This window comes from Fodinibius salipaludis, assembly GCF_002287075.1.
In the GTDB taxonomy this organism is placed as follows: Bacteria; Bacteroidota; Rhodothermia; order Balneolales; family Balneolaceae; genus Fodinibius; species Fodinibius salipaludis.
This window is the reverse complement of record NZ_NSKE01000009.1, coordinates 93,109-109,787: the sequence shown is the minus strand read 5'-3', so window position 1 is coordinate 109,787 and position 16,679 is coordinate 93,109. Positions and strand designations below refer to the sequence as shown.

Sequence of the window (16,679 nt, the reverse complement as noted above, 5' to 3'; positions counted from 1 at the left end):
GTTTTGTTGAATAAAATTACAATCAGTAAACGATTTAAATTTAACTACTATGGCAGTTAAGGTTGAAATGCCCAAGCTAAGCGATACGATGGAAGAAGGCGTTATCGCTGCGTGGAATGTTGAAGAAGGAGATACTGTAGAATCCGGTGATGTTATTGCCGAGGTGGAAACCGACAAGGCAACGATGGAGGTTGAGGTGTTTGATGCCGGGACGATTCTTAAAATTCTTGTCAATGAAGGTGATGCAGTACCGCTCGGCGGATTGATTGCCGTAATTGGTGAAGAAGGAGAAGATATCAGTGATATCCTGGAAGAAGCCCAATCTTCAGGCGGTTCTGAGGATTCTTCTGATAAAGAGGAGACTGATGAAAAGGAGAAAGAAGTTGATGAAGCAAGTGGGCAGGATGAAGAACAGGAAAGTTATGATCCTGTATTTGGTGATCTCGATGAGAAGGGAAACGGTCAACCTGATGACGGCCGTATTAAAGCTTCTCCGTTGGCGCGTAATATGGCCAAGGAGCAGGGCATCAACCTTGCGAATGTAGATGGCAGTGGCCCGCATGGACGAATTATCAAACGAGATATTGAAAGCTACGAGCCATCGAAAGCACCTACTGCTGCATCCCCTGCAGCGACAGTATCGCGAGAAGACAAAGAGCATCGCGTATCACAGATGCGCAAGACTATTGCTCGACGACTTTCGGAAAGTAAGTTCAGCAGTCCGCATTTCTATGAGACTATCGATATTGATATGAGTGCGGTTTGGGATGCGCGTAAGAAGCTTAACGAGATCAGCGAAAGCAAGATCAGTTTTAACGATATTGTTGTAAAAGCATGTGCGGCCGCGCTGCGACAGCATCCGCAAGTTAATAGCTCTTGGCACGGTGATAAGATAGTAGAACACGGTGATGTCAATGTTGCTGTTGCCGTGGGCATTGATGAAGGATTGCTTACTCCGGTTATTGATAATACTGATCAGAAAGGGCTGCAGCAGATTGCGGCCGAAAGCAAAGTGCTGATTGAAAAGGCGCAGAATCGTGACTTACAGCCTGAAGAGATGGAGGGCAGTACGTTTACAGTCAGTAATTTGGGGATGTTTGGTATTGAAGAGTTTACTGCTATTATCAATCCGCCGAACGCCTGTATTCTTGCCGTTGGAGCTATCCGTGAAGAACCCGTTGTTGAGGATGGCGAGGTAGTACCCGGCAAGCGGATGAAGGTTACACTGTCCAGTGATCATCGCATTGTGGATGGTGTAGTTGCCGCGAAGTTCTTGAATACACTCAAGAGTATGCTTGAGAATCCATTGGGATTGGTGCTTTAAGAGTTACCTCTTAACAAAACTATTTTTGAAGCCCTGAATTAAAGATTCAGGGCTTTTTTATTCCTTTCTATGGGTTAGATATCGGTGTAAAAATATCAGATATATTGTCTGCTCTGTCTGATATGTGGAATAATTTTCCGATTTTAGCTGTCCTTTTCATGAATAGAATAACTGAACCGAAATTCTAATTTTTGTAAAACCCCATTAAAGACATATTGAAGCGACTTTTAAAGATTAGAATAGCCCAGTAAATATTAGAATTTATTAATATTAAAATATTTTAATATTATGGTCATAGGTTCAATCAAGGAAAGAGAACACTGTGACCAAGAAATTTTACATATTGATAATTCTTTTAATGGGGCTTTTTTCCTATTCCTCAGTTGGACAAGGAGCCCAAGCCACGATGCGTGTGAGCGTAACGGTTGTCAGTGGTTCAACCATTGATGTTGAAATGCCAGAGCTTATTTTGTTATCTCAGAATAAGAAGTCTGATTTAGGATCATTAAATTTTAAAGGCATCAATGAAGGAAATGTGTTAATAAATAGTGCTAATAAAATTATATTGACCGATCAGAATGGCAACCAGATAATAATGAATATCGAAAGTAATAGAAGACAAGAGCAGGGAACTAATGGTATTCATTTTAAAGGTCAATCGGAAGGGCAGCTGCTAAGCAGTATGTATCAGGGGGAGCTTACAACTTCTATTGCATACTTCTAACAGTATTAGATACAAATATCTTATATCAAAGAGGGATAAGTGTGTTTTTATGCTATGTACTGCGTTAATCAGAATTAAATGCCTATTCTGATTTTTCAATGAGAATAACTATGGGATGTCCTGTGGTTGAGATCTTGGAAAGTTTTTGTTGCAATTGCTGGGCCTCTGTCCACGAGCTTACCTTCTTAAACCGGACCCTATCTTTTTCTGGATATGATAAATTTGTATCGTTATTCCCATCAGTAATAGATGAGATAAATGCATGTTCAGAATCTTCGGTGACTCCTTCAATTTCAACCTGGTATGTGAATTCCATGGGTCTCCCACCTGATTTAAGCGTGTCATTGAAAACGTTTATAAAGGCGTCATCAAAGGGGGGAGAGGTTTTCCGGATTGCGGCCAGCTGTGATCTTAATGAACTTAATGAAGATGTTAATTGATCAATATAGACTTCGTGGAGCTGTGTCTTAGAATCATAGGTTACAGCTATTTTTCTGTTGAGGGTAGCCTGAGCCTGATCAGCAAAAGTTTGAGCAGAGTTTGGATTACTGAATGCGCCAATTTGAATATCTTGATCTTTATTGATGAAGGCATCATCAAAGGAATACTGGTTACGAATACTTGCTAAAATATTTTTCCGTTCTTGCTCAGAGCCAAATCTTTTACTGATATAAACTTTATAGAGCCCAGATTTTTTATTGTAGGTAATGGCTGTTTCCTGATCTAATCTTTTTGCTGATTTGTTAGCAAATAGTTCAGCCCGTTCTTTAGTGCTAAAGGCACCAATTTGGATAAACTTACCTTGAACGGTTGAAGGTTTTTTATCTCCGTTTGTAAGAACAACAAGTGCGGCTTGTTTGTATTGACTGTTATGGTAAGAAATAATGGTTTCAACTGCTTGTTTACGGTTAGTAAGGGGCACACTACGGATTCCATATAAATTGGTATTAGTGTTAAATACCACTGTAAAAGAACCGCCCAGATTCTTTGATGCTTCTAAAGCAATTTGTTTAGCCTTTTGCTGGGTTTTAAAGCTGGCAAGCTGAATTTTGTAATATGAATCTTGCTCAGATTTTTCTACTGTTGTTTGCTGTGTTTTGGTTGTATTTGCCGATACTTTTTCCTGTTTGTCTAAATCTGTAGTATCTTTTTGTGGTGTTACAATAAAACTCAAACCTTCTATAAAATCCCCTTCAGCAAGTGATTCTACCTCTATATTCATGGTGTCGGGCTCGGCCTCAGATTGTAAGAAGTCTAATTGATTGGGATCGATAAACAAATGATATTTTCCAGGCGGTACTTCATAGGTATAGAACGATCCATCGGAAAAAGTACGCATCTCTTTACTAAAGGCTTCCCGTTTAGACCCCTCATCATAATTGGATTCCAAGTACAAACGAACTCCGCTCAGTCCCTCGAGTTCTCCCTCTCTTTTACGGTCTACTCGTCCGGATATGACTCCTGATAAATAAAAAGGTATCTCGATTGTTTTATATTGATTTGGATCGGTAATGATCGAAAAGTTTTCAACATCAGGGACTAAGAGTGGGTTACTTAAAGCCCCTTTATTGATTTCAAGATCGTACCTATAATAGGGAAGTAGCTGTGAAACATAATTAATACCATTGTTAATATAAGTTTGACCACCGGCCCGATTCATGCGTACGGCGGGATCTGTAATAGCCTCATCAGTGCTGTCTTGATATTCTCCATCATTATTATTGTCTACAAACAAGCGAACTGCTGCCCCCGCTTGACCCACCTGCTGTCTATTATTCAACAACAATCGATCACCATAAGAATCGTACCCAATTGATCCGCGCAGGCTCTGATTGACGGTTAATTCTGAACCGGTAGTTCGAGCGGAGGTATTACTCCGAACTTTATTGAAGTCGATGGTTACATTTAGACTTAGCGAATTGAATCTACCTAAAAAGTTACGTCCATAGGTTAACTGCAGCCGTCCTGTTTCGAATAGATCACGGGAAAGTTGGAACTCCATTTCTTCCAGTTCTTGTAGTCCCGGCAAGTAGGAAAGTTGCCCACGAATAAACATGCCGCGAAGCAGTGCGGGAACATCATTATAGCGACCCAGTGAGTATGTATAGGAGTTGGTAATTCTTGATGATGATGTTGTTTGCCAACGTATATCTCCGGATTGCTGATCCTGATATCCAAATCGTATATTAAGACGTCCCAGCCTCGAGCTCAAGTCGGCACGATAGCGAATAAGATCAGTATTGCCTCTTGTTTGATATGTAGAAGACCATCGAATATTAAGTGGAAGTTCTCCAATTTGGAAAGGAGTAAATAAAGATACTCTTCCCAGGTGGTCGCTCCCCCCCGTGTTATAAAGTTGACTATCCCCGGGGTTGTAATCATATGACAGATTCCAGCTGGCCCCGCTACCGTATACTACGCTTGAAGAAAAACGATAAAAATTTTCAGTATTGGCACTGGCACTCACAAGGTATTTTGAAAATAGACGTGCGTTTAGCGTACTGGTAAAAGAAGGCAGTGAACTGTGGTAGTCGGTGAGGTATTCTGTAGATCCGGTAGCTGTAAGCCAGTCAGCGATACCCGCCGAAAGGCTTGCTTCACCCAAATAACCGCGCTCTCTCGATCCAAGGATGGGGTTCTCCAGTCGGCCTGCGCTAATGCTGTAGTCCATTTCTCCCGGAGGAAGATAATCAAAGGGGACTTGAATACGAGAACTGCGCTGCATGGTTTGGCCTGAAGGGGTGTATGCCTGAACGGAGTAATCAGTGCTGCCATAGGTTAGGGGAACCAAAAACCGATAGTTGCCGGACTCATCAGCTTCTTGAAAATCGACCAAGCGGTTATTAAGATATAGCTCCACTTCGGATTGTGCCGGTACATTGCCCTCAATGGGGTAACGATCAAAAAGACGGCGCGGTTCAATGGGCTTGTTAGATATTTTGACGCCGGTAATAGCTCTGCTACTTATACCTTCGGAGTTGGTTTGTCCGGCAATAATACTGCTAAAATAGTCATTGTCACGCTGAACATAGCGCCAACGGAGACCCTGAGTCGTAAATTGGCTTTGTTCATTTGAAAAAGCTCCAAAAATATTTCCCTGTACATCACCGGCCAGCACCTCAGCGCCAAGGCTGTTGCTGAACGTAAACAACTGTGAATTGTTTGAATAAATGGCTGATAGGTTGTAGTCGAGGAATGCCCCGTTAAGCGTTTGATAGTTGCGATCGTATTGTAGTGGATAGTAGCTACGATCGAACAACGGCTCTTCCCGGTCCAGTTGTTTACGCTCCTGCTCGCGTTCGTAGGCGGCCACTACCGGCATTTTATCCGGGGTATCCAAGTCGAGGGTAAGGCTATTGAAATTTGTGGAAAAAGTAAGGCCAAAGAGTTGTTCAAAAGTTTCAGGCCTCAGAAAATAGTCTATCTCCTTTATGAGGAAGTCATCGGCTTGCAGCTGAAGCTCCGTATCGCCGGCTTCGGCAATCTGATTGTTAAAATTAATCTGATATTGGGTTTCACCGAGATATACTCCCGAAATAGTGAGATTTCCCTGGTCTACGGTGTGATTTATTTCGAGAAGAGAAAACAGCTCGCTGACAGGTAGATAAAACTGATCATCTTTGTAATAGGCGGTAACATAATTACTGACAACCCCTTGGTATTGAAAAGTAAGATAAACTTCGGTGCCGTTACCATTCCCGTTTTGTTGAGCCTGAGCTACGTGTGCAAGGGCAAGCAGGAGCCAAACTGTCGCCGAAATGGTAAGTGTTTTAAACGATAGCCATTGTTTGCTCACTCAATCGTAATTTGCTTTTCGAATGATACAGGTTGAATTTGCAGGAGGTCATCTTGACTAATATCACGCCGTTGAGAGGTAATCTCACCAGAGATAGTATATTGGCCTGGGTCGAGATCCGAAAGATCTATGGAGAAATTTCGTGTGATAGAGGTATAAACCGAATTGGTTGTAGTATTTTCATAAACCGTATCGCCATTCTCATTAGAAACCCGCACGTTGAGTGATCCCACAAAAGGAGCATTACCGGTTTGTTCCATTGTAACTTCAATTTGACCGGTGTTATCTGCCTTCGTAAAATCGACTGAAGAAACCTGAACACCTGTTTTAGCCTTTTGCGTGCGATAGTGAGCAGCGATAACTTGGTTGACGACCAAATTAATTTGTGCTCCCACCTGATTTTCTTCCACGGATTCTATTGGCGGAGATACAGGGTTGGATTGAATTTTAACACGGGACCAATAACCTCCAGGATCCAGATTATTAGGAGGGCGGGTCACAAATCGAACGGTCTGACGCTGGTTGGGCTGAATAGTAAAATTCTGAGGAAATATTTTAACCCAGTCGGCGATAGATTTTGTTTCAGCCAAAACAGAATCATTAACGATCATAAGGTTACCATCTCGTGTGGTTGGGTAGCCAAATTCCGTACTTATTGAGATCTCCTGTGCTTGATCTCCACCGTTACTTATTGTTAGCGATCCAAACCTGTTTTGGTGGTCAAAAAATAAAGAAGTTGGAGCGATGCTAACCTGGGCAAAAGATTGACTTACTAAAAGGAAACTAAAACAAAGACAAAAAAATATTGCAGCTTTTTTTATGTCGGTAGATGCTAATAATGTCATGATAGATAATATTTGATCCCGATAAGATAGCTACAATATATAGAAAGTTCGTTTGTATAAAAAAAGCTTCAGAGCATATTTCAAGGCTCTGAAGCTTTATATTCTCAAAGACTACTATACTGTGATGATTAAAACGTATAGTTAATTGTCAAGGTAAGGTCCGATTCATTGGCATATGAATCAGGAGTCATGCCACTTCCATCATCATCAGTTGGGGTCAAATCGCCACCAATCCAAACGGTTGCATCACCACTACTGTCAAGGTCAACTTGTCCACCGTCTGGCAAGTTATTACCACCAGAGTTAGAACTATTTTGCCCTGTAGTATGTGACATGGCGATTGGATTGAGCGTAAAATAATCACTCGAGCCACCTGACTGTGGGGTTAATTGTATAGTTGATGTGTTTAAATCTACGGTAACAGATTGATCACTTGCACCAGAAATAAAAACCTTACCAGCACTATAACCATCTGTTGCTCCTCTTGAACCGTTTACCCCACTATCGTTAGAAGCATTAAGCGGATCAATGGTCGCAGATCCTGAAGTGAAAGATGTTTCAAAATCTCCAAAGTTGAGATCTGTTTGTGTTGCGTAACTTACATCCTGAATTACATTAGCATACGTATTTACCACATCATTCTGTGCATAAACACTTCCGCTGAATGCCAAAACGAAAGCTAAAACCGTGAGTAGAGATATTGACCGTTTCATGATATTTATTTTTTGTTGCGAGTAATAACCGTTTAATTTTTTTTCTTCAGCTAAAACTTAAGGAGTTTCTGAGAGCCTTAAAATTAAGTTCTATTAATTAAGAACCTTTTAATCTGCATTAATGCTCCTTAACATTTGATTCCTAAAACCGTTGCAGATAACTGCTGCTATAGCTGGTATAAAACGAGGAATACATAGCATATAAGCCGTTTTTGGAATCTGTATTTTCCGCTACTAAACTAACAGGTAGCCATTATTTCACAAATTATAAATCATTAATATGACTGTTAAATGGGAGGAGTTAGAAAAGAGAATGTAGAAGCAAGTGGCATGAATGTCCCACCTGAATACCAAAGCTTTCTTATATGTGATCTTGGCTGAAGTTTTTCCGAGTGTAGTGGGGAGATCTACCATAATCTAATATTGATAGATGGAGCAGGATAGATTACGACCCGCTCGGAATGACAATCTGTTTAGCGTTATATAAATTGTCGTCGCAACCTGAGTTTGTAGGAGGAAGGGGAGAGACCTAATTTGCCTTAGAGAGATTTACTATAGCACGGTTACCCATCGAAGTTTTAGAGTAGTAGGTTCGATAGAATCGACATGACAGGAGCTAAAGATATACCACACTGAGCACAATTTCGTTGGCATAGGTACCATCCCGGACATTACCAACATCCACTGAGCCATGCATAAAAATATAGATGGAATTCCATGGCCCAGGGTCCGAATTTGGTTCTATCTTGATACTGCTGACCGTACCCGACAGGGGATAAGAGGTTTCATAATTTCGAGCCGAATAGGCGTATCTTGAAAACAGTTCCAGCGGAATAACATCATCTATGGAGGGATTCATATGTCGAAGCTCAGTAGGTTTATCCAGCGTTACCAGAAGCATCTGATTTTCGAGCGCTGTAATACTGAAAATACCCATATTGGGACTGCCCAGCTCAATCATGCGTCGACCACTGTTGGTCATCAATGTACCAAATTCAAGGGGTTGTTCGGTTCGAGCAGTTATTTTCGAATCAATATTCAGCTGGAGATCAATAAATTGTGCTTGAGAAGCTATACCATTTACTAAAAATAGGATAACTGCAAGGAGAAAAGTCTTCGCCAGTATAGACGTGTCAATATTGGGATTAATCATAGCTGATGTTAATTGTGACTGTACCAGTATAGGCATCAGCTGCTGTACCTTCGGGGACTACTATATCTCCATACAGATAAAGATATAAGGTTTCATAAAGAGGATTGGAATAATCCGATTTTGGATCTAAATCGGTGGCCTTGGTTGGAGGGGTTGGAGGAGGATTTGGAGGTTGGCTTTGCCGCTCCAGTATAGGAACACGGATATTGAAAGTATTATTAGCAACATTGATATATTTTAGGCTCACACTGGCCGGATTTTTAGCATTCCCCAACTGGTTACTGTAAGCGGCATTTAGTGTAAAATCAATGATCTCTCCGGTATTATTCCCGGTTAAGTCTTCTGCAGTTACATCTACATATATATCCAGGTATTTAACACCAATAATTTCAATGATCGTATAATTTCCCTCATGCACATCAAGGGAGTAGGTACTGCCATCAGCAATAATAGGACCTACTTGATCAAAATCAAGATCCTGTGGGGTGTTAATGATTTCGAGACCATAATCAGCATAAGCACTAAAATTAATTTGCCCATACCCGGCTGTGGGAATGAGGACTAAGAGTGATATATAGAATAAAATTTTTTTCATGACTATATATACTCAATATCTATAGTGAATTCACCTTGGTAGTTACCGGGACTGGCCGTTGAAATATCGACATTGCCCCCAATCCAAAGATAAAAACGTCCGTCTTCGTTAAATTCAAAATCGCGGTTTTCCCGGTCCAAGATCTTTGCTGATGACTGGTCATCTTCAGTATTACCAGCTACCTCGTAGTTAAAAATCAGGGTTTCGGATCTCTGGGGCTGTGTAAGTTCACGTTGTTCAAGATAACTTATGCGTATCTCAGAGTTCGGGTTTCCGATAGCGATCATTTTACCAGCATTGGTACTATTCTGGGGATTAATGCTAATCCGATTATTTTCAGGTTCAACTTCTGATAAGTTCATCGAATTAATGGTAATCATTTCAATACTGCTGATGACTTGTGCCGAAACATTGATATTTACGTCAGTGCCATTCTCATTTTGTTGAGCCAGTAGAGAACCCATTGGTACTAAGAGTAATGTCACGAACAGCAGAAAAAATGTAGAGATATTTTTGTTCATCTTATAGAATATAGCCTCTTCTGAGGCAAGATGTTTTGTGTAATTAAAATAAAACCTAAGTGTCCTTCTTTTGTATTTAGTATATAACAAAATAAAAAATGCAGAGGAGAGGTTCCTCTGCATTGGATTAGAATCGTTAAATATTATATGAATTTAACGGGGGTTAATTTTTTTTAAGATCGTATGGCTTAGCAGCAGTTTACCATGTAAACCTGTTAAAATAAGTTGCATTCAGTTCCAGATCTTTTGCCCCAATTCCTAACTGCCGCTTCATTTGCTCGCTCATCGTCTGGTCTGGAGTTCGGATATAAAAATTGTAGTTCAAACGTTTACCACTTGCTGTAGAGGGGAAGTTTACCGTGGTTTCATAGACACTGTCAACTGGGGCTGTATCTTTCAGATAGACTTTGCGAGAGGCTGAAAGAGGAAATACATCTCCCTTAAGATATATTTGATCTCTGCCAGGGATAAAAACACTATCTTCAAGCTGGGGAGTCAAGTTTACCTTAAATGTGATTTTAGCCTGCCCATAACTATTAAAAGTTAATGCAGCCATTACAATAAAAAGAAGACCTATTGTACGTTTAATCATTGAATACCAATTGTTTTTGTTATCAGAATCTGTATATGACATGATGCTACCACTATTTTTCAAATAGTCTTGGTAATATGAGAAGTGTGTTTATAAGAATTCAACAGGCTTTTCTTTGATATACTGTACTGAAAAGGTACTTTGCCGCGGATAAAAGGGAGGATTCATTTGACCTAACCGTGTATCAAACGTATAGTTTTTGGCAAAACCTGATGTTAGAACAGGGCGGCCCCTCCAGTTATATGTAAATTGCCCTACAGGACCACGAGTATCTTGCTGAATGCCTCCCAACAAATTTAACGTACCGCGGGTCACCCCATCATTGAACCTTGCAAGTTGGAATGAATTACCCTGGCCTATTGCCATCATGGATGCATGAATGGTTAGGTCTTGGGTGCCGGATGCTCTATGAGCATTCTGATTTACGTTAATATTACCTTGACTTACGATTCCCAACACATCCGATGAGTTTTGTCCAGGATTTTGATACCTAATATCTCCGGAAATGCGAACTTGACTGGAGGAGTGAACTGTAGCCTGTCCATTTACCGTACCTTGAACTGTTACGGTATCGGAAGAAGAAATAACACCATTTGTATTATTTAAATTAAAAGTTGTGGGGGGATTTCCATTTCGTGAAATATTAACCGTGCCATCGTTATTAAAAACAACATTAATATTCGTATTAAACGATAGCCCCCCGTTTTGTGCCTGGGTCCGAAGTTGATTGGCCTGATTGTTAGTTGGAAGTGGAATCTCTTGCGCTGAAAAATTAGTGGGACCGTTAAATTGAGGATTGGCATTACCGTTCCACATATTGGGACTGCTGACAGGGCCATTGAAGGTAGGCGTGCCAGAGAAATTAAGGGTGCCATTGGTATGGACAGGGCCATTTATAACATCTGTACTGGTGAAATTGACACCATTTTCATCATTGCTAAAAAAGGCATAGCGAGAAAATGAGTCTTGGGTGATATGGGCTTCCACTACAGCTCTGGTACTATTTGTCTCTGCTGTACTTACAAGTAGGAGTGTCCATTGATCCCAGTTTTGGATATCGTGATCGGCAGGGATGTTGGGGTTATTATTAACAAAATCCTGGAAATTAAATACTTGTAGCGTAGCCTCGGCTCCCATAAAATCGCTTTCCGAAAGACCGGCAGTCCACTGCTGATTATTGTTAAGTTCTTCCATGCCGTATTCCAAAACACTGTTCGCAACGTTTTGAACATCCGTTTCCTGATGGTAGTCAACAGTTCGTTCAGGAATTGCTATGATTCTGTTACTGATTGATTGTTGTACCAAGCCCACAATAATGACTAAGCCTGAAACAAGTATAAGTAGTCCTCGTCCCATAATTGATGTTATTGATTAGAATTGTAGATTAGTGGGCACAATAAGTTTCTCCCAAACTGTTCGTGGGTAGTAATTTTGTCCATTAGCCCCGTTCAATGGTTCCGGAGATTCGGTAACAATTTTTACACGAATACTTCTAATCTGATTTCTATCGGTTGTAACATTTGTGCCTTGGGCATCACTGTAGCCGGTCATTGAAAAATCTACGACGTTAAAAACTGTTGGTCTGGATCCACCGGTAGAATCAATTGGTCCATTTCGTCTGAGAACCCGGTCATCGGGATTGGTTGTTTCATTGACCTGTACGTTCTCTTGGAAATTCCAGATTACCTGTGATGTCCCTTGTCCGTGAACATCTGCCCTAAAGTTGATAAAGTTTGGGGGATTAAATGCTGCTATGCTACTGTTATTTCCAAACCCAATTCGTTTTAAATCTTGGGTTATAACTTGCCGTATGGTTTCAACCTTAGTTTTATCTGTAGCATTTAGCGTAATTTCTACTGAATTTTGGAGTACTTGACCGTTTAAATGAAGCATTGCCAAAAGTAGAAGTCCGCCGACTACAAAACTGGTTGTAATGCCAAAATTCATATATACCCCTCAGTTAGTAAAGCTTTTAATAAACTGTAACTTTACGCCAGTATCATTGGTTTCTAAAAACTTATTTGTGACAGTTACAGTGGCCTTTTTATTAGTAGTATTTGATCCGGAAATATTTATATCGGTAACATCCATACCCACATCGTAGAAAAGTGTGTCATTGTTAATGGCTATCGGTACCTCTTTTGGGAAAGAATTATTAACATAGTTATCAAAAGCAGACTCTGATTCAATCCATCTTACCCTGTCAATCTCATTTTGGGCAATAGATACCGCATGATATTCAATTTCTGCTTCCATTTGTACCCGGTTGTTCATTTGAAACATCCGACTTGTATTCACAGATAGTAGCGAAAATATGACCATCGCTCCCATCAGAAATATTATGTCAGAATAATCATTCATAGGTCTTTTCTTGGTTTAAGCCAACCATATTTATAATATAAGAGTCCCAAAGGTTATAGATGTTACAAGTTTTAATCTTTCAGGTTATTTCTTTTAATACTATAATACCATTATCTGCTTCTATAGATGATTTGTAACCTCTGATTCGATGTTAAGTAACTTGAATGAGAATAACGTATTAAAACTGTGTAATGAATATTGGAGTTACTTAATAAAGGTCATCTTTTTGGTAATAGCTTTTTCCTCAGTACGAACTCGATAAAGATAAACACCACTTGCCAAGTTGGTGGGAGCCCACGTGATAGTGTGAAAACCGGCTGGATATAACTTATCATCTGCCAAGTAAGCAACACGGCGTCCAAGGATATCAAAAACTTCGATGGTGACTTCGGTTTTTTGTGGCAGGCCGAATTCTATTTTGGTACTTGTATTAAAAGGATTGGGATAGTTTTGATGAACCTTCATTTGTTCAGGGATATCATCAGCATCAGATCCCGGACTAATTTTTAAAGTAAACCGAGCATTTTCTTCCTTATTTTTAGCTTTTCCTTTGGTTACCGGGTTTCCGGAATAGGTATAATTTGGAGCCTTCTTTTCTTTGGAGGATGAAAGATTAGTCTGAAGAAATGGATTGTTACGCATATCTACTGTTTTTCCGGTTTTATTGTTTGTAAGTGTCAGTGTCCATCCTTCAGGTATTTGAGTATTGGTAGACCAAGATAATAATGCACTGCCCGAGATCCCTTGACCATTTTTAAAACCTCCAATAAAGATTGGAATTTCTATAGAACTCCCGAATTTGCGGGGTAGATTATTAAGTGAAAGCCGACTGTCATTTTCAAGGATAGTATAAAGTTCCAGATAAGTGTCTGAGAGAGGGGTGAGCCAATACCCGTCATTTTCGTCCCATTCTTTTTTTCCTGAATTTGAAAATGTGATGTGACTACGAGTCTTCATGTCTCCCGATTCTAACATGAATTCTATGATTGGGGTATCATTTATTTGTTTCCCCGATTCTTTTCTATAAAATGTTCCCCCGGTTGTTTTAGCTGATTTATCGACTTTTAATTGTGGGTTGCTTCCACTTGCTTTCACCCAAAAAGCCTGAAAGGGAGGAATAATACCATCGGGTAGTGTGCCCGTTACCCCATTCCAATAGAGATATTCGCCGTTTCCATTATTTGCGTCTGGGTCCCAAACGTAGATAGTATTACTGATATTTGTTTTTGTCCAGGAAATATGATTCCAATCGATAGAAGCTCCATAAGGATTCCCCACCAAATTCCAACCGGTGTCAGCTTCGGCAGTGTAGGTAACATTTAAATCGACTTTATTTGCACTACCTTCAAACTCCTGCCCCGATATTGATAACGTTTTTGGCAGTGCCTGATTATATCTGGAATCACTTGGGACATCTCCAAAAACATATACAAATAATCCCCGACCGCTGACAGTAGGAGTACTGGCAGAAGAAAGCGTTCGAAAACGCTCATTGTCAGTTCCGGGCTGGGTTTCATCATACCAGAAAACGTTGGGCTGTAAAGTGTCGTTGGGAGCAACCTCAGAATCGTAAAATGCACCGGGATATCCTTGCGTGACAAGGGAGTCGAGAAAATCTCCGTGTGTAGAATTGACAGGAGCTGATAGCAACCGCCAGCCAGGATTACCGGTTATTTCTCTCAGAAATCGAAGGTTCCCATTATTGATATTTTTATTATTGGCAATAAGGCTAAATCCTGAACCTATGGTTAGGGTTCCATTGGTCAATGAAAGTTGGTCGCGAACAGTAACATTATTCTTAGTCGTAACTCCGGCAGTGTTATCAATAATAAGATTTTCAATATTCGTCATTGAGTTATTAAAAAGCTGTTTGGAAGAACCTTCGAAAATTACTTCTGAAGAAGAGGCATCTATGGAGCTTAGGGTGGTGATGTCTCCCCCAAAGCGAAGCGTACTGTTTGAACCACTTAGCGAACCGGTACCAATAATATCTCCGGAAACCAAGAGTGTGTTACCGTCTATAGCCAAACTCTCCCCATTTTTGATATTCATCACGTTGTTTACAGTAACATCTGCTGAAGCTGATACCCCTGCGCCACTGTTTTGAATAACTAAGGTATCGGTTTCAAGAGGGGAGATTATTTCTTGGCTGTTAGTACCATTTAATGAAACCGTTGTGCCGGGTAAAACTAAATCGCTAATTGTAATATCCTTTCCTATTCTCAAATATGATCCTGGATCTGCATTGACAGAACCTTCACCGTTCAGATCATTCGCAATGGTTAAAGTATCCTGATTGGAAAGTGTGATACTTGCATCTGCTTCAATAGAAAGCGACTTCACAGATGGATCAACCCCATCTGTTACTGGGAAAAGGTTTCCGTTTGCCGGGTTAGTAGGTATTAAAACAACATTTCCCGGGCCAGGTACTGCATTCTGGTTCCAGTTTTGAGCGCGGTTCCAGTTATCACCCAACCCAAAAATACCTGAAGCACTTTGCCATATAAATATATTTGCGAAGATGACAGAGGCATCATCAGAAATAGCTTGAGAATTTACATCTCCGGTAATTGTAGCTGTTTCTTCGGTTGTTGTTGATGTCAATGTTGCTGTATATGTGCCGTCATTGTTGTCAGAAATGGAACCAAGAGAACCAGCCGTTGTACTAAGGGTGATATTGTTACCCCCGGTGTTCAGTCTGTTATTATTCGCATCCCGCAGGGTTACAGTAATCGTGGAAGTGCTGGAACCATCATTTTGGACTGAGGTAGGATCAGCTGTTATTTGGGAATTACCTGGATCCACTGGCCCGGGAGTTACCGTAAAATCATTGCTTTCACCACTTGATGAGCCATCTGTTTCGGTAGCGGTTAAAGCAAAGGTTCCGGTATTTGAAAATGTAATAGAATGTGATGAAAGTACTCCATTTTCAAAATTTGCAGTAGTTCCTTCTCCCTCTGATAGGGAACCATCAGAAGAAATATTAACGGAGCCATCAAAGCTTGAAATAGTATTATTTGCCCCATCTACAGCTGTTATTCGAATATCAAAATTTTGGCCTGCTGTCTGTGAGGAGATGGGTTCTCCTTCTGTAGTGGTAATTAGAAATTTTGTTAGTATTCCACTATTCAGAACTTCAAAAGTATCGCTGGTTACAGATGTCAACCCTGATCCAACGGCTTGTATTGTTTTTAAACCGGTTTGACTGACTTCCAGATTAGAAAAGCTTGCTATTCCTGAACTGTTGGTTGTTTGTGTTAGCGTACCAGAAATAGTACCGGTACCCGAAGCCAGAGTTATATTGATAGATATCCCACTTGTTTCAACCTTATTACCGAATTGGTCTTTAAGTTGTAACTGAACTGACGGGGCGATAGGTTCACTAACTGTAGCGTCTGAAGGTTGTCGTTGGAAAGCCAATTCAGCGGCATTTCCTGCTACCATTGTTAGGGTACCATAATTGGTTGTCCCCGCCGGACCTGTTGTCCCCATATTTTTTATATTACCCTTATTTGGCAGAAGACCTTTTGTGGGTCTTATGCGCATATTCTCAAATATTACAATGCCCGGGAGGGGAGTAAAAAAGAAGCTGCCACTTTCTTGATCCACTCTGAAGGTTATTTCAGTGGAAGTTCGGGAGACAAATGAGAGATCAAGTTGGGTGAATCCAAAATCATTATTTGGCTCAATTGTGATGGTTGGCTGACTACCACCGGTATCCCACTCATATCCAGCGGGGGCTTTAAGAGTAATCGTTTCATTTAGTTCTAACTGTCCCGGTGTGGATTCCTCAATTTCAGGACCAGAAAGGGTAGTGAAGGAACCGCTTACTTGATCTGCTGAGAGCGTATCATGTGAGGGAATCACATTTTGAGCAAAAGCAGGAGCTGTGAACATCATAGCTATACTCACAGCCAGAAGTATTTTTATAGTAACTACAAATGGGAAGTCTCTTATTTCCATTTTGCATCCCATGGGTAAGAGGTATTGAATTTAGAATGCCTGTAGAAAAACTTTTCTAATATTTACCTATATGTCCGTAAATTTATTACAAA

The 16,679-nt window shown here is 40.5% G+C and carries 13 protein-coding genes; 2 read left to right on the top strand and 11 right to left on the bottom strand.

Annotation, left to right across the window (positions count from 1 at the left end; genetic code table 11):
• The first annotated feature begins 49 nt into the window (after positions 1-49).
• Positions 50-1,324, top strand: a complete 1,275-nt coding sequence (locus CK503_RS12825) for a pyruvate dehydrogenase complex dihydrolipoamide acetyltransferase (RefSeq protein WP_095607229.1) — start codon at positions 50-52, stop codon at positions 1,322-1,324.
• A gap of 322 nt (positions 1,325-1,646) precedes the next feature.
• Positions 1,647-2,048 (top strand): hypothetical protein, encoded by a 402-nt coding sequence (locus CK503_RS12820; RefSeq protein WP_141239933.1) that lies wholly within the window; start codon positions 1,647-1,649, stop codon positions 2,046-2,048.
• An 82-nt stretch (positions 2,049-2,130) separates the two neighbouring features.
• On the opposite strand, the gene CK503_RS12815 is transcribed toward CK503_RS12820, so the two are convergent.
• From CK503_RS12815 to CK503_RS12765, 11 genes are all read right to left on the bottom strand, one after another.
• A complete protein-coding gene (locus CK503_RS12815) occupies positions 2,131-5,844 on the bottom strand; it encodes an SPOR domain-containing protein (RefSeq protein ID WP_095607227.1) in 3,714 nt (1,237 codons plus the stop codon).
• On the bottom strand, positions 5,841-6,689 hold the full coding sequence (locus tag CK503_RS12810) for a fimbrial biogenesis chaperone (protein WP_095607226.1): 849 nt from the start codon (positions 6,687-6,689) through the stop codon (positions 5,841-5,843). The genes CK503_RS12815 and CK503_RS12810 overlap by 4 nt, the downstream gene beginning before the upstream one ends.
• Before the next feature lie 128 nt (positions 6,690-6,817).
• Positions 6,818-7,402, bottom strand: a complete 585-nt coding sequence (locus tag CK503_RS12805; RefSeq protein ID WP_095607225.1) for a DUF4402 domain-containing protein — start codon at positions 7,400-7,402, stop codon at positions 6,818-6,820.
• A 616-nt stretch (positions 7,403-8,018) separates the two neighbouring features.
• Entirely contained in the window at positions 8,019-8,555 is a 537-nt protein-coding gene (locus CK503_RS12800) for a hypothetical protein (RefSeq protein WP_095607224.1), read from the bottom strand.
• Entirely contained in the window at positions 8,548-9,150 is a 603-nt protein-coding gene (locus CK503_RS12795) for a hypothetical protein (RefSeq protein WP_095607223.1), read from the bottom strand. Before CK503_RS12795 ends, CK503_RS12800 begins: the two co-directional genes overlap by 8 nt.
• Positions 9,151-9,152: 2 nt before the next feature.
• Positions 9,153-9,671, bottom strand: coding sequence for a hypothetical protein (locus CK503_RS12790; protein ID WP_095607222.1), 519 nt, complete (start codon positions 9,669-9,671; stop codon positions 9,153-9,155).
• A 199-nt stretch (positions 9,672-9,870) separates the two neighbouring features.
• Positions 9,871-10,305, bottom strand: a complete 435-nt coding sequence (locus CK503_RS12785) for a hypothetical protein (protein ID WP_095607221.1) — start codon at positions 10,303-10,305, stop codon at positions 9,871-9,873.
• Between the two features lie 48 nt (positions 10,306-10,353).
• Positions 10,354-11,619 carry a DUF4900 domain-containing protein gene (locus CK503_RS12780; protein WP_095607220.1) on the bottom strand — a complete coding sequence of 422 codons (1,266 nt, stop codon included), beginning with the start codon at positions 11,617-11,619 and terminating at the stop codon, positions 10,354-10,356.
• A gap of 15 nt (positions 11,620-11,634) precedes the next feature.
• Positions 11,635-12,210, bottom strand: a complete 576-nt coding sequence (locus CK503_RS12775) for a hypothetical protein (protein ID WP_095607219.1) — start codon at positions 12,208-12,210, stop codon at positions 11,635-11,637.
• A 9-nt stretch (positions 12,211-12,219) separates the two neighbouring features.
• Complete coding sequence (locus tag CK503_RS12770; RefSeq protein WP_095607218.1) at positions 12,220-12,624, bottom strand: hypothetical protein; 405 nt, start codon at positions 12,622-12,624, stop codon at positions 12,220-12,222.
• Between the two features lie 204 nt (positions 12,625-12,828).
• Positions 12,829-16,536, bottom strand: a complete 3,708-nt coding sequence (locus CK503_RS12765; protein WP_176466310.1) for an invasin domain 3-containing protein — start codon at positions 16,534-16,536, stop codon at positions 12,829-12,831.
• Positions 16,537-16,679 lie beyond the last annotated feature (143 nt).

Coding starts and splice junctions, on each gene's coding strand:
- CK503_RS12825 (WP_095607229.1), top strand. CDS start 50: ATGGCAGTTAAGGTTGAAATGCCCAAGCTAAGCGATACGATGGAAGAA.
- CK503_RS12810 (WP_095607226.1), bottom strand. CDS start 6,689: ATGACATTATTAGCATCTACCGACATAAAAAAAGCTGCAATATTTTTT.
- CK503_RS12805 (WP_095607225.1), bottom strand. CDS start 7,402: ATGAAACGGTCAATATCTCTACTCACGGTTTTAGCTTTCGTTTTGGCA.
- CK503_RS12800 (WP_095607224.1), bottom strand. CDS start 8,555: ATGATTAATCCCAATATTGACACGTCTATACTGGCGAAGACTTTTCTC.
- CK503_RS12795 (WP_095607223.1), bottom strand. CDS start 9,150: ATGAAAAAAATTTTATTCTATATATCACTCTTAGTCCTCATTCCCACA.
- CK503_RS12790 (WP_095607222.1), bottom strand. CDS start 9,671: ATGAACAAAAATATCTCTACATTTTTTCTGCTGTTCGTGACATTACTC.
- CK503_RS12785 (WP_095607221.1), bottom strand. CDS start 10,305: ATGTCATATACAGATTCTGATAACAAAAACAATTGGTATTCAATGATT.
- CK503_RS12780 (WP_095607220.1), bottom strand. CDS start 11,619: ATGGGACGAGGACTACTTATACTTGTTTCAGGCTTAGTCATTATTGTG.
- CK503_RS12775 (WP_095607219.1), bottom strand. CDS start 12,210: ATGAATTTTGGCATTACAACCAGTTTTGTAGTCGGCGGACTTCTACTT.
- CK503_RS12770 (WP_095607218.1), bottom strand. CDS start 12,624: ATGAATGATTATTCTGACATAATATTTCTGATGGGAGCGATGGTCATA.